Below are 21,244 nucleotides of genomic sequence, written 5' to 3' on the forward strand. Positions count from 1 at the left end.
GGCTCAGTTCGTCTCCTCGCCCCGCGGGTAGTCGTGGGTCTGTCGCCCGAACGGCATGCCCTCGTCGATGCCGAAGGGGGGCAGCTTGTCGGGGACGTTGCGCAGCTCGACGAGCGGCTGGATCTTGTCCGCCGGATAATCCTTGCGAAGCGGGTACCCGACAAACTCGGGGTACATCAGGATCCGCCGCAGATCGGGGTGGCCCTTGAAGTTCACGCCGAACATGTCGAAGCACTCGCGCTCGAACCAGTTCGCGCCTTTCCAGACGGGCACGAGCGAGGCGATGTCCGCGCCGTTCGCGTCCTCGTCGCCGATGCGCGCCTTCAGCCGGATGCGATGGTTTCGCTCCATCGAGCGCAGATGCAGCACGACCTCGAAGCGCGGCGTCTGCCGGCCGAGGTAGTCGACGGCGGTGAGGTCGACGAACATGTTCATCGCGCACTGGGGATCGTCCCGGAGAAACCGCGCGATCTCGCGCCATTTCTCGGGGTTCACCACGGCCGTGTCGTCGCCGAACTGCGAGTGGGTCTCGTAGATGTCGTCGCCGAACTTGCTCTTCAGGATTTCGAGGACGCGCTTGCTCATGTTGCGGTGCTCTTCTTGCCGAGCCTGACGAGGTTGCCCGCTTGCACGATCGGGTCGCGGCGCGGCTTGACGATCGCGGGCGTACGGTCGCCACGCGCGATCTTGTCCTGCAGCAGCAGAAGGCCATCGATCACGGCCTCCGGGCGCGGGGGGCAGCCGGGGACGTAGACGTCGACAGGGATGACTTTGTCGATGCCCGCGAGCGTCGTGTAGTTGTCGTAGAAGCCGCCGCACGACGCGCACGTGCCGAACGCGAAGACGTACTTCGGGTCCGCCATCTGCTCGTAGATACGCTTGAGCGCGGGCGCCTGGCGCTGGCTGATCGTGCCCACGACCCAGAGCAGGTCCGCCTGGCGCGGCGAGAAGCGCGGCGCCTCGGCGCCGAAGCGCGCCATGTCGAAGCGCGGGCTCGCCATGGCCATGAATTCCATCGCGCAGCACGCCGTGATGAACGGGTACTGGAACAGCGAGTACTTCCTCGCCCAGTTCAAGAGCGCATCGAAGCGCGTCGTCGCGAACCCGGTCTCCGATCCCTCGAGGACCTGGATCGTCGTGCCAGCGCCGCCAGTGGTCATTTCTCCCATTCGAGGGCTCCCTTCTTCCAGATGTAGAGCAGCGCCACCACGAGCATGAGGATGAACGAACCCATGGTCGCGAGGCCGATCCAGCCGAGGTTCTTGAACTCCACCGTCCACGGGTAGATGAGCACCGCTTCGATGTCGAAGACCACGAAGAGGATCGCCGTGAGGTAGAACTTGACGCTCGGCTTGACGAAGCGGCCGCCCGTCGTTTCGCTCCCGCACTCGTACGGGATCATCTTCTCCGGCGTCGGGTTCTTCGGTCCGAGCACGGTGCTGATCGTGAACAAGGCGCCCGCGAGGACCGCCGCCACGATGAAGAGCAGGAACAGGGGGACGTAGGTGGACAACATCGTTTGCTCCGGGTGCTCCGGGTGCTCCGGGTACGTGGTGTACCCGGTTCTGGTGCCGACCGAGAAGGTGCGGACCTCTCTCGCGATCGCTCGCGATCACGAGCGGGCGCTGGCAGGCTCCGAGATCACACGAAATCCGTGCGATCTCGGCACAATCGCCGCGGCTATGTAGCTTTGGCGTTCTGGGGTGTCAATTGGGCGGCCAGGGTGTATGGGGGCTCCAGGAGCCCGGTCAACTCCGGGAGCTCAACACGAGCCCACGGAACGCCGTCAGCGCCGTGCCGAGCCGGGTCTCGATCTCGCGGATCTCCTCGATGAGCTCGGCGTCGGGCACGCCCGCCGCGCGGGCCTCCCGCACACACGCGAACGCGGCCACGTAGCGCTGCCGCTTCACGTACGCCTTCGCCAGGAGCGGCCAGATGAGCTTGGGCGACGCGCCGAGGCTCGCCGCGCGCCGGAGGCCGCCGATGGCCTCCCCTGCTCGCCCGTTCTCGAGCTGCGCCTCCCCGAGACGGCGGAAGATGTCCGCCGCCGCTGCGCCATCCTGCGCGTATTGCACCGCGAGGCGCATGACCTCCTCGCCTTGATGCTCTTCGCCGAGCTTGACGCATGCCGTGCCGAGGAGGCCGAGCCCCTTCGCGATGAGCGCACGCGCATCACTCGTGAGCATTTGCCCCTCGGGCGTGCGAAGGAAGATCGCGAGAGGCGCCGGCCACGCGCCGAGGAGCTGCACCACGCGCGACCAATCGTTGCGCTGGCTCGCCGCCTCGGCCTCCGCCACGCGCGTCAGATCGATCGCCGAGCGTGAGCCCGCCGAGGCGCGCTCGAGCTCCTCGCGCACGTGCGCTCGGATGCGCGCGCGGAACTCGCTGAGCTCGTACGTTTGCTCGAGGCCGTCGCGCAGCACGAGCAACCTCGACGTGCGACCGTCGACGTAGAGCTTGCGCAGGCTGTAGCCGAAGAGCGGCGCGAGCAGGAGGTAGCGGACGCCGATGTGGAGCTGCAGCGCCTCGATGTCCGTGTCGCGCTCCGGCGGGCCGGGCGTCGCGTCCTCGGTGAGGAGCGCGCCGACGAGCCGATGCCGGAAGTCGGCCAGCGTCAACCGCTGGACCTCGCTGTCTTCTTCCTCGTCGCCCGGAGGCGCGATGACGAAGTCCACGAGGGTGTTGTCGGGGTTGCGGCGGTCGACCGTGAGCGCGGTGATGCGCGCTCCCGTGATCATCGAGAAGGCGAAAAACGTCTCGCCGACGATGTCGCAGAGAGCCTGAAAGCTGCCGATCCCATCGCCGATGCGCTCGAACCAGCCGTCGGTGCGGACCGCATCGAGAGAGAAAACTCGTTCCTTCGCCATGAGCGGGAGATTGGGGAGAGTCGCACGAGCCGCGCGGGATGTCACCGCCCGTGGTCGTCGCCGCGAGCAGTCTTGCCCGTCCCACGGGTCGCCGAAAAGCCCCCTTCTGCGAAGAATTTTGTGGCTCTTGCCACAACGAGCACACAATCCGGGGGGCAAGCCCACCAATCGGCGCGTCGCCCGCGAATTTTGCGCACTTGCGTGCTCAGGTCGCCGGGCGCGCGCTAGCGGAGGCACGCACGTGGCGCTTGGGGCGCGCGCCGATGTTCGCCACGTCGAAGCTCACGCTGCCACCGAGGCTATCGCTCGACCCGCCCTTGCCGATGTTCGTGCCGCCCGTGCTGCCGTCCGGCATCTGGAGCTGCGAGACGACCTCGACCATCACGATCGCGCCCGCCGCATACGACTCCGGCAGCGTGAACTGTCGGCTCGCGAGCCGCCCGCTCACCGCGCCCGCGACTGCGCTCCAGTCGCCCGCGTTCCCCGCCGACGAACGCACGACACGCACGCTCGCCACACGACCGCCGGGCGCGATGCGCACTTCGAGCGTCGCGCGCGAGACGTCGGGCGTGCCCGAGCCGCGCACGACGTCGGAGACGACACTCGCAATCGTGCCCGCGCCTGGCAGATCCAGGCCGAGCTGTCGATCCTTCTCGCGCATCACGTCGGAGATCACGCGGCCCGCGATCTTGCGATCGACCTCGGGCGGAGGGCCGACCGTGGTGGGCGCGGGCTTCGGCTTGCCCGTCTCGGGGATGACGCCGGGCATCGCCCACACGGGCCCGCCGAGGCCCGGGATCCCAGGGCCCCCGCCGGGCACCGCGGGCGGCGGCGCGCCGTACTCGTCGGGCGGCGCGGCCGAAGGCATCGCCGTGGGCACGGGCTCGACCTGCTGCGGCTCGACGGTGTTCGGCTGCGTGTTCGGCTCCACGACGCGCGGATCGACCGCGTCCGTCACGCGCGGACGCGTATCGTTCATCGCGACGGCGGGGTCCTGCGGACGCTCGAAACGAGGTTCGTCCGGGCGCATCGGCTCGATCGGAACGTCCTCGATGTCGATCTCCATGCGCCGCGCCATGCCGCTCGAGATCGCGAGGAGCGGGCCATTCGGCCGCGGCGCGACCCGAGCGACGACCGGGATGAAGAAGTGCAGCCCGGTGGCGACGAGGACGAACGGGAGAAAGCGCACCTACAGGGACCTTGGTCCGCGCGCGTCGGCGCCGCAAGGGAGGAATTCGGGAGGCGCGCGGGGATCACGCCCCGGAGGGCGCGGGAGATCGCAGAGCGCCTCGGATCTCGGCCTTCAGCCTTCGAGGCGAGTGACGGCGCGCTCGACGAGGGCGGGGACCATCTCGCGGCGCCACTCGGTGTCGTCGTCGACGTTCGGGAGGGGCTTGCACTCGGCGTAGGCGCCCTCGGCGAGCTCGCGCGCGGCGACGTCGAAGGGCGTCCCAGGACGGACGTTCGAAGCGGCGCGGACGCGGCGCGGGCGAGCACCGAGCGCCGAGACGACGACGTCCGCGGCGTCGACGCGCGGGGTCTCCACGCCCGAGACGTCGAGCCGGACGGCGATCGAGAGCAGCGGGAAGTCGATCGCGTTCCGGCGCCGGAGTTTTTCGAAGCTCGAACGGCGACCGGGGCGGCGCGTGATCGAGACACGCACGACGAGTTCGCCGGGTTCGAGCACGGTGTTCTTGATGCCGTCGGCCACGTAGAAATCGTGGGCGGCTACGATGCGCGCGCCGCGCGGGCCGAGGAGGTGGAGGTCGGCGTCGAGCGCGATGAGCGCGGGCGCGGTGTCGTTCGAGGCGGCGGCGACGCAGCGCGATCCGCCGCGCACGACGTGGCAGACGGTGCCGTCCTTCTTGAGGCAGAAGCCCAGCGATTTGCGCCAGAAGTAGGTCTGGTTGTAGTAGCGGCAGCGCGTGTCGAGGCAGATGTTGCCGCCGAGCGTGCCCATGGCGCGGTGGTGCGGTCCGCCGACCTGGCCCGCGGCCTCGGCGAGCGCGGGCGCGACGCGGCGCACGAGGATCGAGCTCTCGATCTCGGCGAGGCGCGCGCCGGCGCCGAGGACGAGCTTGTCGTCGTCGCCCTCGCGGTCGAGCGAGATGCCGCGCAGCTCGTCGATGCCGGCGATGGAGACGACGTGGTCGGGCTCGACGAGCCCGTGCTTCATGTTGGGCAGCACGTCGGTGCCGCCCGCGAGGACGACGGCCTTGTCGCCGAGACGCGCGAGCAGATCGAGCGCCGCCGAGAGGGTGCGTGGCCTGTGATGATCGAAGACGGGCAGCGGTAACACGAGGACCTCACTCCGCCGCAGCAGTCGCGGTGGCTTGCTCGTCGGCTTGCTTCTTTCGAAGGGCCGAAAGGACTCGCGCGGGCGAGAAAGGGAGCCTGTCGACGCGTACGCCGACGGCGTCGAAGATGGCGTTCGCGATGGCCGGGATCGACGGATGCAGCGGACCTTCGCCCGACTCCTTCGCGCCGAGCGGCCCCTCTTGATCCTCGGACTCGACGATGAGCGCGTGCAGGTCGGGGACGTCGAGGCTCGTCGGGATGCGGTAGTCGAGCAGGTTCGGCCCCTTGTGCAGGCCGTCGGGTCCGATGACGTGCTCTTCGAGCAGCGCCTCGGCCGCGCCCATGTACGCCGATCCTTCCATTTGCCCCTCGACGATCGTGGGACAGAGGGCCTTGCCGCAGTCGTGCGCGACCCAGATCTTCTCGACGCGGACGAACCCCGAGCGCGCGTCGACCGAGACCTCGGCGACGTGCGCGGTGAACGAGTACGCGGGCGAGGCGCCGATGGTGCCGCCGCGGTACTCGCCGCCGAGCTTCGGCGTGTTGTAGTGGCCGACGGCGCCGAGCGTGCCGAACTTCGCCTCGGCGAGCTGGATGGCCTCGGTGACGGAGACGCCGCGGGCCGGGTCGTGCACGACGACGAGGGCGCCGCGCGTGACGAGCACGTTGCGCGGATCGACGTCGAGCTTCTCGGCGACGGCGGCGACGAGCTTGCTCTTGATCTCGCGCGCCGCCATCAGGCACGCGTTGCCGTTCATGAACGTGCCGCGCGAGGAGTAAGCGCCGAGGTCGACGGGCGTGAGGTCCGTGTCGCCCGAGATGACGCGCACCGACCCGAGATCCAGGCCGAGCTCGTCGGCGACGAGGACGGCGAGCATGAGGTCGCAGCCCTGGCCGATCTCGCTTTGACCTGAAAAGACCGTCACCACGCCCGAGCGATCGACCTTGAGCTGCACGGCGCTCTGCGGCATCGCGTTCGGGTAGATCGCGTAGTTCGTCCCGCTGATGTACGCGCTCGTGGCCACGCCGAGCCCGCGCCCCTTGGGCATCTTGCCAAAGCGGTCTTTCCAGCCGCTCGCCCTCTCCACGGCGTCGAGGCATTGCTCGATGCCGTTCGAGGTGACGCGCAGGCCGTTCAGCGTGGTCGTGTTCGGCGGGACGAGGTTCTTCCGGCGGAGCTCGATCGGATCGATCACGAGCGCGCGGGCGATCTTGTCGAGCGAGACCTCGAAGGCGAAGCGCGGCTGCACGCTGCCGTGGCCACGCTTCGGGCCGCAGGGAGGCTTGTTCGTGAAGAGGCGCGTCGAGCGGAAGCGGTAGGTGTCGGCGAACGCGGGCAGCGTGAGGAGCTGGCCCGAGTAGTAGGTCGTGACGAGGCCAAACGAGGAGTACGCGCCGCCGTCGATGAACGTGCGCGCGTCGACGCCGGTGAGCTTGCCGTCGCGCCTCGCGCCGACCTTCATGTGGATCTGCATCGGGTGCCGCCCGCGATGCGCGTAAAACTCCTCCTCGCGCGTGTAGAGGAACTTCACGGGGCGGCCCGTGACCATCGCGAGCTTGGCGGCGCAGAACTCGAGCGAGAAGGGTTCGCTCTTGCCGCCGAAGGCGCCGCCGACGGGCGGCTGGATCACGCGGATGCGCGTGGGCGGCACGCGCAGGACGCGCGAGAGCTCGCGGTGCAGGTAGTGCGGGACCTGCGTCGTGGACCAGACCGTGAGCAGGCCGTTCTTGTCGAGGTTCGCGATGGCGCAGTGGGTCTCGATCGGGACGTGCGCGCTGCCCTCGTAGTAGTAGTCGCCCGCGATGACGACCTCGCTCTCCGCGAGCGCGGCGTCGACGTCACCGAACGCGAGGTCGACCTCCTTCGAGACGTTGTCCTTGCCGCCCTTGCCGAGCCCGACCTCGGGTTTGTCGATCGCGGTTTGCAGATCCGTCGCGGCCGGCAGCACCTCGTACGCGACGTCCACGAGCTCCGCCGCCTCGTGCGCGATGCGCTCGTCGGTCGCGGCGACGGCGGCGACGGCGTCCCCGACGAAGCGCGCGTGGTCGAGGGCGAGCGGGTACTCGTCCGGCGTCCAGGGGATGATGCCGAAGCGCTCGGGCATGTCCTTGCCCGTGATGACCGCGAGCACGCCGGGCTTCGCCAGCGCGCGTGTCGCGTCGATGCGCACGATGCGCGCATGGGGATGTGGCGAGCGGACGATCCGACCCCAGAGCATGCGCGGCAGGTGGATGTCGTCGGTGTAGCGGACCTGCCCGGTCACGCGCGGCGCGAGCAGCGTGCGCGTGCGGCTGCCGACGAGACCTCGAAGCGCACTCGGCTTTCGCGTGTCCGTCATGGCTAGCCCTGCCTCCCCTCGCGCGAGCTCTTGTTCGAAGGCAAAGGCGGAGGCGTGTTCTCGATCCCCGGCAGGCCCACGCCCGCCTCCGCCTCGCCGCGGCGGATCTTCGCCGCCAGCTCGATCGCGTCGATGATCTTCCCGTAGCCCGTACAGCGGCAGAGGTTGCCCGCGATCGCGCACTTGATCTCGTCGCGCGTGGGCCGCGTGTTCCGGTCGAGCAGCGCGGTCGCGGTCATGAGCATGCCGGGCGTGCAGAACCCGCACTGCCCGCCGCCGAGCCTGTCGAAGCCGTCGAGGAGCGCGTCGATGTGCGGCGCGCCTTCAAGCGTCTCGACCGTGCGGACCTCCTTGCCGTCCGCATCGAGCGCGAGCGTGAGGCAAGAGAGGGTCGCGACGCCGTCCACGACGACCGTACACGCGCCACAATCCCCCTTGTCGCAGCCCTGCTTCGTGCCGACGAGGTCGAGGTCGTACCGCAGCGCTTCGAGGAGCGTCCTGCGCGCAGGGACCGCGAGCGCGACGGCGCTGCCGCCGATCTTCATGCACATCGGTACGAGTTTTTCCATGGGCTCCAAGGGCTCGGATGCAGACGCATCTTCGGGCGTCGCGCGGTAGGGGCGTACCTCGAAACGCGCGCCGCGCATGTTCGCGCCGGCGATCGGATGCCCCGCGGGGATGGGATATCGGAGCGCGCGGGAAGCAAGCTCGCAGTACTCGACGAGGCGCGCCTCGGGGACACGGGGGCGCGCGCCGAGGAGGCCGAGGTTCTCGACGAGCAATTCGAGGCTCGTGTTGCCGACCCGCTCGCCGACGCCGAGGCCCGTGCCGTGCACGCGATCGACGCCCCGCGCGGCGGCCCATAACGCGTTCGGCAAGCCGATGCCGCGGTCGTTGTGCCCGTGCCAGTCGAGCTCGACGTGCCGCGCGCCGAGCTCGTCGAGGGTGTGTCGCGCAAACCCGACGAGCGCCTCGATGCCGTACGGCGTGACGTGGCCGGTGGTGTCGCAAAGGCAGATGCGGCTCGCGCCGGCGTCGATGGCGGCGCTGTAGAGGCTGCGGAGGACGTCGGGGTTCGAGCGGGTGGTGTCCTCGGTGACGAGACAGAACGGCAAGCCCGCGGCCTTGGCCTCCCGCGCGGCGGCGGTGATGGCGCCGAGGAGGAAGTCCGTGTCCCACCCTTCGACGGCGAGGCGAATGGGGGAGCTGCCGATGAAGGCGTAGACCTCGATGGGGATCCCGGCGCGATCGGCGGCGCGGGCGATGCCGTGGACATCGGCGACGACGGTGCGCGCGGCGGCGGTGGGGACGAGGCCGAGCTTGGAGCGGACGATCTCGCGGCAGAGGAGGAAACAATCCTCGGCATTGGCGAGGCCGGCGGCGGGGAGGCCGACGCTGACGACATCGACGCCGATCGCGGCCATGGCGTAGAGCAGATCGATCTTCTGCGCGGCGTCGGGCTGATGGCCGGCCGCGCTCTGCAAACCATCCCGGAGGGTCTCGTCGACGACCTTGATCGGCCGCACCCTGCGCGCGAAGTCGCGTCGCACAGGCCCACCGGAGAGGGAAATTGCGTGGCCCGATGCATCGACGAACGGGACGCTGTCGTTCCAGTCGTACATGAGAACCCCCGGGATGCTTCCGAGGTGATGAGTACCACGAAACGAGGTTCGGCCGGGACGCGGGATCGCGCGGACGTACGGGGAGAAAGCTACGGCGCGGTGCGGCGGAGGACGATGCCGCGTGTCGTTTCTTTGCCACGCCGATTCAATCATCCCCTCTTCGTGAAGTTCCTTTGCGAAGACACCTCTTTCTAGGGAATCGACCCGCACGTGGATTCTTTGGTCGTTTTTTCACCCCCCTCCTCCGAACACCGATCCCCCGTATCCGACCTCACACCCCCCTGCTCCCAAGAGTGATCCCCCTGCTCCCGCAGGTCATCCCCCTGCTCCCAACACCGATCCCCCGTATCCCACTTCACACCCCCCTGCTCCCTCGCACCCACCCCCCGCCTCCGGTCAACGATCCCCCGCGGGGGATCCCCTCCCGGAGCCGGGGGCTCGCCGGCGCGAGCAGCATTTCGACGGGTTCGCGTCCGTCACATACGTTCCGAGCGGGAACTGCCTAAGTCCACACCCCATAGGGAGGTTCCGACATGGCAAAGCTCACGATTGGTCAGAAGGCCGAACGCGTCCTCAAGCTTCTCATCGCGCTCCGCAACCCGCGGATCGCCGCCCCCCTCGCCGGGCACGGCTTCGCGAACGCCGACCTCGACGAGGGATGGACGCTGCTCAAGAACGTGACGCGCACGAAGCTCGATTTCGTCGAGGCGCCGCCCAATAAGGACCCCGACGCCCTGCGCGCCCTCGACGCCTGGGAAAATCAATGGTTCGTCATCGGCGATGCCACCCTGAAGCGGCACGCGCCGGAGATTCACGCGCAGGTCTTCCGGAACCTCTCCCAGACCGACGGCATGGCCGTCATCGTCTCCGTCGGCACCTTCGTCGAACGACTCGACACCATCGACCGTCCCGAATGGGACGGCGGATTCGGGCAGGCGGGGAAAGATGCGCGGAGTCTCCTCGCCCAGCGCGGGCTCACGGAGCAGGTGGTCGACGAAGCCAAGGCGCTGCTCGACAAATTCCGCAACGTCGACGGGCCAATCCCCGACCTCGCAAAGATCGCCGCCGAGGACGAGAGCTTCGAGAAGGCCGAGGCGGCGCTCTGGGCCTGGTACCTCGAATGGAGCGCCATCGCGCGGCGAGCCATCACCCAGCGCAGCCTGCTCCGGCAGCTCGGCTTCCTGCGCACGACGCCGAGCGGCAAAGACGTCGATGTGACGGACGACGAGGCCCCGGAAGACGCGCCCGCCGCGCACGCGCCGCCGCTTCGAGATGACGCCGCCGCGATTTCGGCGTAATCCATCCTCATCGTCCTCCCCCTGCTCCTCGGCGTCCTCGCCGCCCTGATCCTCGGGCTGCTGCTCGTCACGGCGAGCGGGATGATCCCGCGCCCGCGCGCGGAGCGGCGCGCGCTGGAACGAAGCACCACACGCACGAACGCCGTCGCGGACGCCCTCGGGTTCGTCGCCGAGCAGGACGCCGAGATCCCCACCACCTTCCGGCTGTATTCCCCCGCCGCGCCCGACGACGTCACCTTGTGTATGGGCTCGCCCGCGCTCGTCGCGGGGTTGTTCGAAAAAGAAAAGCTCATCGACTGGATGACGCTCGAAGGCAAAGGCCCCAAAGGCTTGCCCGCAGGCGTGAACGTGCGGACGCCCGTGCGGACCGTCTTCGAATGGCGCGACGGCCTCCCCGGCGAGGCGCCGACGCTGGTCACGCCCGGCGGCGTCGAGCTCGTGATCGAGAACGAAGCGGGCTCCGCGTTCGATAACGAGGCCCTCGCCGAATGGGTCGATTCGTTCCCCAAAGGAATTTGGCTCGTCCTGATGAGCGCCAGCGCGCTGGAGCTGCGCGCCCATGCGCCCGCGACAGACGACGCCGTGCACTGCGCGCAGTCGCTCCTCGGGCTCGCTTCGTCCCTGCCCAGGTTATCCGCCAGAAAACACGGCGATTGACACCCTCCCCCGGCTCGTGCTCCCGTGCCGACATCTTGGGACCTCAAAGGATCCACGCGCAGGGAGGATGATGCCGTGAGCCGAACGATGACGTCCGCGATGGTTGCTTCGTTTCTCTTTCTCGTCGCATGCGGTGGCGGAGGCAGCGCCCAGGTCGAGCTGAAGACCGGCGGCGACGCGACACCGCCGCCGTCGGATACCGCAGCAACCGCTGCCGCCTCCGACGTGGGCGAGGCGCACCTCAAGGGTGATCACCTGGAGATCGATCACCAGATCCTGTTCGACACGGACAGCGATCACATCAACGAGGCGCAGTCGCAGAAGGTCCTCGGCGACCTCGTGGCCTTGCTCAAAGCGCACCCGGAGCTCGTGCACCTGCGCATCGAGGGGCACACCGACGTGCGTGGCTCGGCCGAGCACAACCAGGATCTGTCCGAGCGGCGCGCCAAGGCCGTCGCGCAGTACCTCAACAGCCACGGCCTGCCGAACGTGAAGATCGACTCGAAGGGCTACGGCCAGAGCAAGCCGCTCTGCTCGGAGGACTCCGACACGTGCCACGACAAGAACCGGCGCGTCGAGTTCCTCGTCGTGAAGGACTGAGCCGTCACGCCACCGACGGGAGCGCGGGCTCGCTCGGGGCCCGCAGGATGATCCGACGCACGGCCTCCGGATCCGTGATGCGACGAAGCACCGGCTGGAGGCCCTCGGCCTCACGCTCGCCGAACGCGCCGCTCGACGCAAAGGCACGCGCGCGCGGGCCATCGAGCACCAGGAACAGATCGTTGAGCCCGCCCGCTGCGGGGCTGTCGATGACGTCGACGATCCGCGTGCGTTCGAGGTGCAGCTCCTCGTCGCCGCGCTGGATGAGGACCCGCCGGTTCGTCACCCAGTAACGCGTCCGCGTTTCGAGCCGCGCAGGCCGGACGATCGAGGCGTACACGACGAGCGCGCCCGCCGAGACGAGCAGGAGGATCGTCAACGCGAGCGAGGTGACGAGCGCGAAGAAGGAGAGCGATTCGGGCGAGAGGCCGCCACGCACGACGGTGCGGGTCGCGTGCACGGCGTGGGTCGACGAGACGATCGCGGCGACGAAGAGGCCAATGCCGAGGGCGAGGCCGAGCGCCGCGCGTCCGCTCGACGGGAGCCACTTGCGAAGGCCGTCGGGTGGATGGCCCGACCAGAGGACACGCTCGCCATCGTCGAGGCGCTGTGCGAGGAGGCGCTGGCCGTCGCCCGCCGGCGTGGAGGGCGTGACGCCGCGGACGATGGCCCAGACGCGGTCGGGCGCGATGAGGCCGGTGAAGACGATCGCGAGGCGACGGCGCAAGGCGCCCGTGGGCACGGCACGCACGAGCTCGAGGTCGCCGATGCCAGGCCGCTTGGGGTCCCAGTGGATGCGGGCGAAGCTGATCGCCGATCGATCCATCATGCGCCGGAGCCGGCCGCGCTCCAGGATGATGTGGCGCTCGGTGACGACGAACTCGAGCTCGCTGCGCCACCACTTGGGGCCGAGCGCGAACGCGACCGCGAGCACGGCCATCCACGCGGCGAACGCGAGGAGCGCGCCGGGGCTCGATCCGAGCGCCGTGGCGACGACGACGGCGGACGCGGTGGTGATCGCCGAGACGACGCCCGCGATCCCCGCCGCGATCTGGTAGAGCACCGGGCACGTGACGGCCTTGGGGCGCCCCGACCAGACTACCGACTCCTCGAAGAGCGAATCCCGCTTCAACGAACGCCCTCCGCCGTGGTGACAGTGGAGCGTGGAGCGTCCTTGGGTCACCGTAAAGGGGGACCGTACGATCTCAGCGTCGTCGCGCCGCCGAAAGGACCCGATCCCGCTCCTTCTTGCAAGCGTCGAGGCGCACGCGGCCGAGCGGCGCCCAACGGTCGTCGTCCGGCGCACGTTCGAGGTACGCCTCCCAGCCCTCGATGGCACGCGTGTACGCCTCGGCGCGCACGGCGCCGAGGTCGGTGGAGCGCGCCGTGCTCCAGGCGCCGAGCGCGTCGTACCAGGCCTCGTCGTGCGGCGGCGAGAAGAACCAGCTCGGCTCGTGGATCTTCCGATCGTCACGATCGTAGGCGCGGGCGAGCGCGATCGAGGCGAGCGCGCCGTCGAGGTCGCCGTCGCGATCGGTGGCAACGGCGAGGCCCCAGAGGGCCGTGACGCCGTACTGGAACATCTCGATCGGCAGGAGCGAGCGTAGCGCCTGGCGGTAGCCCTGGATGGCGTCGTCGAGCCGGCCCATGCCCATGTACGACTCGGCGCGGTTGGCGAAGAGGACGGCGCGGTGATGGCCGAGCGGCTCGTGCGCGAGCGCCTCGCCGTACGCGTGGACCTCTTGATCCCGCTTGCCGAGGACGGCGTAGGCGATCGCGAGCTCGTTCCACGCGGAGGTCGTGATCGCAGGCGGCGCGCTGCCGTGCGCGACGGTGAGGAGCACGCGGATCGCCTCCTCGATGCGGCCCGGGTTCGGCGGCTTGCGATCCTGTCCGAGCCGGCGCAGCACGTGGCCGAGGCGCAAGCGCACGCGTGGATCGGGGCTCTCCGCGCCGCCCGCTTGTTCGAGCCGCTTGAGCGCTTCGAGCAGGTAGACGTCCCGCATGCGCAGGAGGTCGACGCCGGTCGCGTCGAACAGGGACTCGCTCTGCGCGAGGTCGTGCTTGAGGAGGAACTGATCGGCCTCTTCGAGCAGCGTGACGCGCGACGCAGCCGCGGGATCACGCGCCTGCGTCCACACGGAGGGCGCAGCGAGCGCCTCGCGTGGAGCGGGCATCACGAACGCGACGGCGAGCGCGACAAACGCGGCGCGAAGCCCCCTTCGTTTCACGGTCCCCCCTTCCCGCCCGCAGGGCGCGGCGCCTTCTTCGCGGCTTCGAGCCGCGCCCGCGCGGAGGCCGCCCACGGGGTCTTGCCGCCGGGGCCCGCGAGGTACGTCTCCCAGGACTTCACGGCCGCCGCGCCCTCGGCCGCGAGCGCTTCGAGGCAAGCCTTGTCCTCGACCGCCGCGAGGTAACTCGGTCCGCCCGCGCGCAGGCGCACGCCGGAGGCACGCGCGTCGGCGAGCGCCGCGTCGGCCTGCACGCGATCCCCGTTGCGATCGAGGACGAGCACGAGCGAGAGGAGCACGTCGCCCGAGAGCGCGCTCGGCGGACGTTGCCGCGCCTCGCGCAGGTACGCCGCGGCCTCGTCGAGCGGCGCGCGCTTCGGCTCGGTGGAAGATGCTTCGGCAGGCGCAGCCGCGCCGCCGGGCGCGCGGGCCGCCGCGACGGCCATGGAGACGTGCGCGGCTTCGAGGAGCACGGCGACGCGGCGATCGGACGAGCCGAGCAGGTCGATGCGCGGCACGAGCGCGCGGTAGACGGCGAGCGCGTCGTCGAGTTTGCCCGTGCGGCGGAGGACCTCGGCGAGGTCGTGCATCGTGGGCGGGTCCTCGACGCTGCGCGGGTCCTTGGTACGCGCCGCCTCGAACTCGCGCGCGGCATCGTCGATCTTGCCGAGCGCGAGGGCCGCGCGGGCGAGGAGCACGCGCGGGGCGGCGTGGCCGGGCAGCACCTTCTCGGCGCCCTCGGCGGCGCTCTTCGCGGCGGCCGGATCCGAGACGAGCAGCGCCTTGGCGCGCGCGACGAGGTCGCAATACCGTCCGAGCTCCGGCGCGCGCGCGAGCTCCCACACCGTGGGACGTCGGGACAATCCACGCCGGACGGTCGAAGCGCATTCGCGCGGACGGCCCGATGCGGCGGCTGCGGCGACGAGGCTCGCGCCTTGTCCGCTCGATGGAGGCGTCGGGGACGCGAGGACGATCGAGGCGAGGAAGACGCTCGGGATCACGCGCCGCAGTATACCGGTTCATCGCGTGACGCGCATCACGAGGTCGCTCGCGAGAGCGAACTTGGACGGAGAGAGCGCACGCATTCGTCGCGCGTTGGCCGTATCTTTCGGGCTTCGCCTCCGGCAGTCTGTAGAAGCGGAAAGAACGACCTCGAAGGGTTTCGACGTGATGGAGGGCGACCGCTGGCTCGAGCGAGGGACGCGGGTCGAGGACTACACCATCGAGGATCTCCTCGGCGAAGGTGGGTTCGGCGCGGTGTTCCGGGCGCGGAGCGACGCGGGCGTGCCCGCCGCGCTGAAGGTCTTCAAGACGACCACGGCCGAGCTCACGGCCGAGCGGCTCATCAGCCAGCAGAACGAGATCGAGGCGCTGCTCAAGCTCGATCATCCCTCGTTGATCCAGCTCTACGGCTACGGGTTCGTCGAGGGCGTGGGGTTTTACCTCGCGATGGAGCTCGCGGCGGGTGAGACGCTCGACGCGTACCTCGAGCGCGTCGGCGCGCTCGACACGCTGGAGGCGGTGCGGCTCATGCGCAAGGTGGCCGAGGCGCTCGCGCACTGCCACGCGCGCGGCGTGCTGCACCTCGACCTCAAGCCGAGCAACATCGTGATCGTCGATCCGCACGAGCCACGCGTAAAAGTGCTCGATTTCGGGCTCGCCACGCTGACGTCGAGCTGGCAGCCGGACGACACGCGCGTGACCGCGGGGACCGTGGGCTACATGGCGCCCGAGTGCCTGCGCAGCGGCCGCGCGCGGCCCGATCCGCGCATGGATCTCTACGCGCTCGGGACGATCCTGTACGAGCTCGTCTCGGGGAAGCTGCCCTTCGAGGGGCGCGGGCAGCGGACGATCATGATGAACCGGACCGTCGGCGAGATGGTGCCGCTGCGGGAGGCGTCCCCAGGCGCGCCGCCGGCGATCGCGGCGCTCGTCGACGAGCTGCTCGCGCAGGATCCATCGCAACGGCCGGGGAGCGCGGCGCAGCTCTGCGCGCGGCTGAAGGAGATCTACTACGACACGCTCCGCGGCGCGGAGCCGGACGTCGAGCGCGGGCCGCAGAGCACGCGGGCGCCGCCGAGCGTGCGCACGTCGATGCCGCCGCGGCACAACACCGAGGAGGCGGCCTTCGTGGGCCGCGAGAGCGAGCTGTCGCTGCTCGCCTCGCGCGTGCTCGGCACGACGTCGCGCGCCGCAGCGCCCGTGGTGATCGTGGGGGACGCCGGGATCGGCAAGAGCCGGCTCGTCTCGGAGCTGCTCAACGTCGTGGAGCAGGACGGCGCGGCGGTGGTGATTTATGCGCGTTGCCGCGAGCTCAGCGCGCTCATGCCGTACTCGCCGCTGCGCGAGGCGCTGAGCCGGGTCGCCGCGGCCACGCGGCGCAAGGGCATCACGGGCGCGCTCGTGCAGGCCGCGATCGACGCGACCAACGACGAGGACGCGGAGCTGCTCACGGCGCTCGTGCCCGAGCTCGGCCGGGGCCTCGGCGACGCCGACGTGCGAAGAACGCTGCTACGGCCCTCGTCGGCGCGGCGGGTGGCGGAGCTCGTGCGCAGGCTCGTCACGCGCATCGCCGCGGACCTGCCCGTGCTCGTGGCCATCGAGGACCTGCACTGGGGCGACGAGGCGACGCTCGCGGTGCTGGAATTCCTCTCGGGGTCCCTCGGCGGCGCGAAGGTCTTTTTGCTGGGCACGACGCGGCCTCCCCTACGCGCGGCGTGGCGCGGCGTGGAGCTCATGGATCTCGGCCCGCTCGATCGCGAGGAGAACGCGCGGCTGCTCGCCGAGTTCGCCCGCGGCGGAGACGAGTCGATCCTGCGCGAGCTCGAGCGGCACGTGCCGCTGCTCGCCGCAGGAAACCCGCTCTTCGGGATCCAGGTGATCCGCAACCTCGAAGTCGAGGGGTTCGTCGGTCGAACCGCCTTCGGCACCTTGTGCCTCGGCTCGCGCAACCTCGCCGACTACCGCGCCCCGGACTCGATCACCGAAGCGCTCCGCCGCGGCGTCGACAGCCTCATGCCCGAATCACGCGAGGTGCTCGGCGTGGCCGCGCTCCTCGGCCGCAGCTTCCTGCGCTCGGACCTCCGCGCACTCGGGATCTTCACGCTCGACCGCATTGATCGCGCCCTCGAAGAGGCCGAGACGCGATGCCTCGTGCTCGACGAACCGACGTCCACCTCGTTCGTGCACGACGTCGTGCTCGAACAACTCGAACGACGCGCGGTGCGCGCAGATCTGCGCCAGCACCACCTGCGCATCGCTCGCCAGCTCGAACGACGCGGCGCCGATCCCGGCACGCTCGCGCGCCACCTCGAACGCGCCGGCGAAACCCAGAGCGCCGCGGACGCGTACCTCACGGCGGCCCTCGAGAGCCCCGCGAACGATCCCGGCGCCGGCCCGAAGCTCCACCGCGCGATCGAGCTCGTCGCCACGCTCCCCGCCTCCCCCGAGCAGCGCCGCATCCAGCTCGTCGCCACGGCCGAGCTCGTGCGCCAGCGCTGCCTGCTCGGCGGCACGGAGGAGCTGCACAAGCTCGTGGAGCGGTGCACCGCGGACACGCCCGCGGCCTCGGCCATGCTCGGCGCCGCGCTCGCCCGCGTGCACGAGGTGCGCGGCGAGCTCGCCGAGGCGCGCAAGCACGCCGAGCAATCGATCGCGACGGCGGGGAAGGAGCCCGCGCTCGAACGTCACAGGTGCGCCGCGACGAACGTCCTTGGCCGCGTGGATCTCGCGCGTGGCTTCGTCGAGCAGGCCGCGCGCTCCCTCGCCGTGGGCTCTTCGCTCGCCGAGCGCGAAGGCGACCTCGACGAGCTCTGCCACGCGCAGGGCCTCTACGGCGTGGCGCTCGGCCGGACCGGGGATCTCGACGGCGCCGAGCGCGAGATCCAGGCCGCCGCCCACCTCGCCGAGCAGCTCGCCGATCCTGCGCGGCTGCTCGGCGCGTGGCACGCGTGCGCGCTCCTCGCCGAGGCGCGGTATGATTGGGACCTCGGCGTGAGCTCCACGGCGCAGCTCCTCGCGTACGCCGAGGAGCACAAGCTCGGCGGCCATTACCTCTGCACGGGCACGCTCTACGCGGGCCGCCACCAGTTCCACGTCGGCCACCTGCACCGCGCCCGCATGCTCGTCACGAACGCGCTGAACCTCGCGCGGCTCGTGGGCACGAACCTCGGCCGCGCCCTCGGGCAAGCGTTCCTCGGCGACGTGCACCTCGTCGAGGGCCACCTCGCCGACGCGCTTCTCTCGTACGAACGCGCCATCGAGCAGGGCTCGGGCCCGAACGGCGACGAGCAGGCCGTTTGCCTCGGTCTCCTCGGCCGCATGCACGTCACCGCGCTCCGGCGCGGCGATCCGCGCGAGGTGCGTCGGCTCGGGGAGGAGGCCACCTCGCGCATCATCGTGTCGGGCCAGCGCGCGCTCCTGCTCGGCGCGCTCGAGCGGTTCGCCGAGTCGCTCGCCGAGGTCCGCCTCGGCGAGGATGCGGCGAGCGTACGAGCCCGGCACGAGGCGCTCGCGCATTCGCTCGGCACGGCGAACGGCGGCTTCTGGCCGCGGATCCCGGACCTCGACGCGCGCGCCGCGGGCATGCGCGCGCGCGACTACTGGCGGAGCAAACAGGCCCGCAGCCGGACCTCGGGTCAATGGAGCTTGCCCACGCAGGCGGTCTCGCCGTCGCGCCTCCTGACGACGCGCGGACCACAGAATACAGCGGCGGCGGCCGTGGCGCCGACGGCGCAGGTGATGCCGAGCCGGACGGTGCTCGCGCCGGCGCCGCAATCGGTGGGGCTCCAAAGCACGGTGCCGCGCACGGGGCTCCTCGAAGCGCTGGCGACGGTGGAGGGGTTCGTCCCGGCGCTTTTCGAGGAGGAAGCGGGGACGTAACGGTCCTGCCCCGACGTTGCCGCGCCTTTGCTTTCCGTGTACGCAGGACGGATGATCAAAGCACAGGGCTACGCCGCGCAAAACGCACAGTCTGGCCTCGCGCCGTTCACGTTCGATCGGCGTGACCCCGGCGACCACGACGTCGTCATCAAGATCCTCTACTGCGGGGTCTGCCATTCCGACATTCATCAGGTCCGAGGCGAGTGGGGCAATTCGACGTTTCCCATGGTGCCGGGCCACGAGATCGTCGGCCGCGTGACCGGGACCGGCAAGGGCGTCACGAAGTTCCGCCAGGGAGATCTGGTCGGCGTCGGCTGCTTCGTCGATTCGTGCCGCGAATGTGGGAGCTGCAAAGAAGGCGTCGAGCAGTTCTGCGAGGGCGGGATGGTCCTCACGTACAACGGCGTCGAGCGCGACGGCAAAACGCCGACGTTCGGCGGGTACGCGAGCACCATCGTGACGGACGAGAACTACGTGCTCCGCGTCCCGGAGGGCCTCGATCCCGCGGCCGCGGCGCCTCTGCTCTGCGCGGGCATCACGACCTATTCGCCGCTGCGGCACTGGAAGGTGAGCGCGGGGCAGCGGGTCGGCGTCGTCGGGCTCGGCGGACTCGGGCACATGGGCGTGAAGTTCGCCGCGTCGTTCGGCGCCGAGGTCACGGTGATCAGCACGTCGGCGCGGAAGGAAGCCGATGCGCGCCGGCTCGGCGCGAACCATTTCCTCGTGAGCAGCGATCCGAGCGCGCTCGCAAAGCAGGCGGGGTCGTTCGACTTCATCCTCGACACCGTCTCGGCGACGCACGACGTCAATGCGCTCCTCGGCCTGCTCCGTCGCGACGGCACGATCGTGCTCGTGGGCGCGCCGGAGAAGCCGCTCCCCATCGGGGCGTTTGGCCTCGTCATGGGGCGCAAGACGCTCGCGGGCTCCTTGATCGGCGGCATCAAGGAGACGCAGGAGATGCTCGACTATTGCGGCGAGAAGGGGATCACCTCCGACGTCGAGGTGATCCCGATGCAGCAGGTCAACGAGGCGTACGACCGGACCGTCAAAGGCGACGTTCGTTATCGCTTCGTCATCGACATGAAGAGCCTGTCCGTTTGACCTTCAAGCAAATGCGTCCCTGAGGACGATCGTCTCGTCCCGCCGCGGCCCCACCGACACCAAGAACACCGGCACGCCGATCTCGGCTTCGAGGTAGCGCACGTAGTCTTGCGCGGCCTGGGGCAGCTCTTTCATCGTCCGCGCGTGGGAGAGCGGCTCGCGCCAGCCCGGCCGCTTTTCGTACACGGGCTTCGCCGCTCCGACGTGCCGGATCGGCAGCTCCTTCGTGCGCCCCTCCGGCGTGTCGTACGCGACGCACACCTCGATCGAGTCGAGCCCCGAGAGCACGTCGAGCTTCGTCACGGCGAGCCCGTCGAGCCCATTCACCCGCGCTGCATACCGAAGCGCCGGCAGGTCGAGCCAACCCGTTCGCCGCGGCCGACCCGTCACCGAGCCGAACTCGCCTCCCGCGACCCGCAGCCGCTCGCCGACATCGTCCGAGAGCTCCGTCGGGAAAGGCCCCTCGCCCACGCGCGTCGCGTAGCCCTTCGTGATCCCGAGGACCCGCTTGATCCGCGTCGGCCCCACGCCCGCGCCCACACACGCGCCGCCCGCCACCGCCGACGACGACGTCACGAACGGGTACGTCCCGTGATCCAGGTCGAGCAGCGTCCCCTGCGCGCCCTCGAACATCACGCGTTCGCCCTTCTGGATCGCATCGTTCGCGAGCACCGCCGTGTCCGCGAGGAGCGGGACGATCCGCGGCGCGAGCGCGCGAAGCTCCGTCATCATCGCGGACACCTCCGGCATCTCGCCGCCGAGCTCGCGCACCACCGGGCCCCACGCGCTCGCCGCCCGCGCGAGCTTCTGCGCGAGCCCGTCGAGATCCGCGAGATCCCCGACGCGGATCCCGCGCCGCGCCGCTTTGTCCTCGTAACACGGCCCGATGCCGCGCTTCGTCGTCCCGATCTTCTGCCCGTCCGTCGCGGCTGCCTCGCGCAGGCCGTCGACGAGCCGATGGTAGGGCAGGATGAGGTGCGCGAGGTCCGAGACGAAGAGCCGCCCGCGCGTCGCGTGGCCCTTCGCTTCGAGTACGTCGAGCTCCGACACGAGCACGGCCGGATCGACCACCATGCCCTGCGCCATGATGCATCGCGCCTGCGCCCGGAGAATCCCGCTCGGCACGAGCCGCACGACGATCTTGTCGTCGCCCACGACGAGCGTGTGCCCGGCGTTTGGCCCTCCGGCGAAGCGCACGACCACGTCCGCGCTCTCCGTGTACAGGTCGACGATCTTGCCTTTTCCCTCGTCCCCCCACTGGGCGCCGACGATCACGACCGCGGACATCCGGCCTCCTTGCGTGCTGCTCGGTCCGTCACGAGCCGGAACGTTAGTACACTCCCCGCAGCC

17 protein-coding genes and 1 pseudogene are annotated in these 21,244 nt (G+C 70.2%); 5 read left to right on the forward strand and 13 right to left on the reverse strand.

The genetic code is table 11. The features are described from left to right. Positions 1–3 precede the first annotated feature (3 nt). The 9 genes and pseudogenes from E8A74_RS18850 to E8A74_RS56030 all read right to left on the reverse strand — a co-directional run. Positions 4–585 (reverse strand): NADH-quinone oxidoreductase subunit C, encoded by a 582-nt coding sequence (locus tag E8A74_RS18850; RefSeq protein ID WP_136930418.1) that lies wholly within the window; start codon positions 583–585, stop codon positions 4–6. Beyond that, positions 582–1,160 carry an NADH-quinone oxidoreductase subunit B gene (locus E8A74_RS18855; RefSeq protein ID WP_136930504.1) on the reverse strand — a complete coding sequence of 193 codons (579 nt, stop codon included), beginning with the start codon at positions 1,158–1,160 and terminating at the stop codon, positions 582–584. The genes E8A74_RS18850 and E8A74_RS18855 overlap by 4 nt, the downstream gene beginning before the upstream one ends. Continuing rightward, positions 1,157–1,516: an NADH-quinone oxidoreductase subunit A gene (locus tag E8A74_RS18860; protein WP_232379645.1), complete on the reverse strand. Its 360-nt coding sequence runs from the start codon at positions 1,514–1,516 to the stop codon at positions 1,157–1,159. The genes E8A74_RS18855 and E8A74_RS18860 overlap by 4 nt, the downstream gene beginning before the upstream one ends. A 232-nt stretch (positions 1,517–1,748) precedes the next feature. Beyond that, complete coding sequence (locus E8A74_RS18865) at positions 1,749–2,867, reverse strand: tetratricopeptide repeat protein (RefSeq protein WP_136930419.1); 1,119 nt, start codon at positions 2,865–2,867, stop codon at positions 1,749–1,751. A 205-nt stretch (positions 2,868–3,072) separates the two neighbouring features. After that, positions 3,073–4,056: a hypothetical protein gene (locus E8A74_RS18870; RefSeq protein ID WP_136930420.1), complete on the reverse strand. Its 984-nt coding sequence runs from the start codon at positions 4,054–4,056 to the stop codon at positions 3,073–3,075. Positions 4,057–4,170: 114 nt separating this feature from the next. Then, the gene (locus E8A74_RS18875) at positions 4,171–5,166 is read right to left on the reverse strand and encodes an FAD binding domain-containing protein (RefSeq protein WP_136930421.1); all 996 of its coding nucleotides are present in this window, start codon (positions 5,164–5,166) and stop codon (positions 4,171–4,173) included. Positions 5,167–5,173: 7 nt separating this feature from the next. Beyond that, positions 5,174–7,504, reverse strand: a complete 2,331-nt coding sequence (locus E8A74_RS18880; RefSeq protein WP_136930422.1) for a xanthine dehydrogenase family protein molybdopterin-binding subunit — start codon at positions 7,502–7,504, stop codon at positions 5,174–5,176. A gap of 2 nt (positions 7,505–7,506) precedes the next feature. Beyond that, a complete protein-coding gene (locus tag E8A74_RS56025; protein ID WP_136930506.1) occupies positions 7,507–8,073 on the reverse strand; it encodes a (2Fe-2S)-binding protein in 567 nt (188 codons plus the stop codon). A 168-nt stretch (positions 8,074–8,241) separates the two neighbouring features. After that, positions 8,242–9,279, reverse strand: a pseudogene (locus E8A74_RS56030) (hypothetical protein); the annotation flags it as partial. A gap of 380 nt (positions 9,280–9,659) precedes the next feature. Between E8A74_RS56030 and E8A74_RS18895 the strand changes: the two are divergent. The 3 genes from E8A74_RS18895 (at position 9,660) to E8A74_RS18905 (ending at position 11,681) form a co-directional block, all read left to right on the forward strand. Beyond that, positions 9,660–10,424, forward strand: coding sequence for a hypothetical protein (locus tag E8A74_RS18895; RefSeq protein WP_136930423.1), 765 nt, complete (start codon positions 9,660–9,662; stop codon positions 10,422–10,424). An 81-nt stretch (positions 10,425–10,505) separates the two neighbouring features. Further along, positions 10,506–11,081 (forward strand): hypothetical protein, encoded by a 576-nt coding sequence (locus tag E8A74_RS18900; protein ID WP_136930424.1) that lies wholly within the window; start codon positions 10,506–10,508, stop codon positions 11,079–11,081. A 75-nt stretch (positions 11,082–11,156) separates the two neighbouring features. Continuing rightward, positions 11,157–11,681: an OmpA family protein gene (locus E8A74_RS18905; RefSeq protein WP_136930425.1), complete on the forward strand. Its 525-nt coding sequence runs from the start codon at positions 11,157–11,159 to the stop codon at positions 11,679–11,681. 4 nt (positions 11,682–11,685) lie between these two features. On the opposite strand, the gene E8A74_RS18910 is transcribed toward E8A74_RS18905, so the two are convergent. The 3 genes from E8A74_RS18910 to E8A74_RS18920 form a co-directional block, all read right to left on the reverse strand. After that, positions 11,686–12,813, reverse strand: a complete 1,128-nt coding sequence (locus E8A74_RS18910; protein WP_136930426.1) for a hypothetical protein — start codon at positions 12,811–12,813, stop codon at positions 11,686–11,688. A gap of 73 nt (positions 12,814–12,886) precedes the next feature. Beyond that, complete coding sequence (locus E8A74_RS18915) at positions 12,887–13,912, reverse strand: tetratricopeptide repeat protein (RefSeq protein ID WP_136930427.1); 1,026 nt, start codon at positions 13,910–13,912, stop codon at positions 12,887–12,889. Next, complete coding sequence (locus E8A74_RS18920) at positions 13,909–14,913, reverse strand: tetratricopeptide repeat protein (protein WP_136930428.1); 1,005 nt, start codon at positions 14,911–14,913, stop codon at positions 13,909–13,911. Before E8A74_RS18920 ends, E8A74_RS18915 begins: the two co-directional genes overlap by 4 nt. Before the next feature lie 169 nt (positions 14,914–15,082). On the opposite strand from E8A74_RS18920, the gene E8A74_RS18925 reads away from it, so the two are divergent. Together E8A74_RS18925 and E8A74_RS18930 are read left to right on the forward strand one after the other, a co-directional pair. Further along, complete coding sequence (locus E8A74_RS18925) at positions 15,083–18,793, forward strand: serine/threonine-protein kinase (RefSeq protein ID WP_232379651.1); 3,711 nt, start codon at positions 15,083–15,085, stop codon at positions 18,791–18,793. Positions 18,794–18,844: 51 nt separating this feature from the next. Then, positions 18,845–19,894, forward strand: a complete 1,050-nt coding sequence (locus E8A74_RS18930; protein WP_136930430.1) for an NAD(P)-dependent alcohol dehydrogenase — start codon at positions 18,845–18,847, stop codon at positions 19,892–19,894. A 3-nt stretch (positions 19,895–19,897) separates the two neighbouring features. Here the strand turns inward: E8A74_RS18930 and E8A74_RS18935 are convergent, their stop codons facing one another. After that, positions 19,898–21,181 carry an adenylosuccinate synthase gene (locus tag E8A74_RS18935; RefSeq protein ID WP_136930431.1) on the reverse strand — a complete coding sequence of 428 codons (1,284 nt, stop codon included), beginning with the start codon at positions 21,179–21,181 and terminating at the stop codon, positions 19,898–19,900. Positions 21,182–21,244 lie beyond the last annotated feature (63 nt).

Source organism: Polyangium fumosum, from assembly GCF_005144585.1.
GTDB classification, from domain to species: Bacteria; Myxococcota_A; Polyangia; order Polyangiales; family Polyangiaceae; genus Polyangium; species Polyangium fumosum.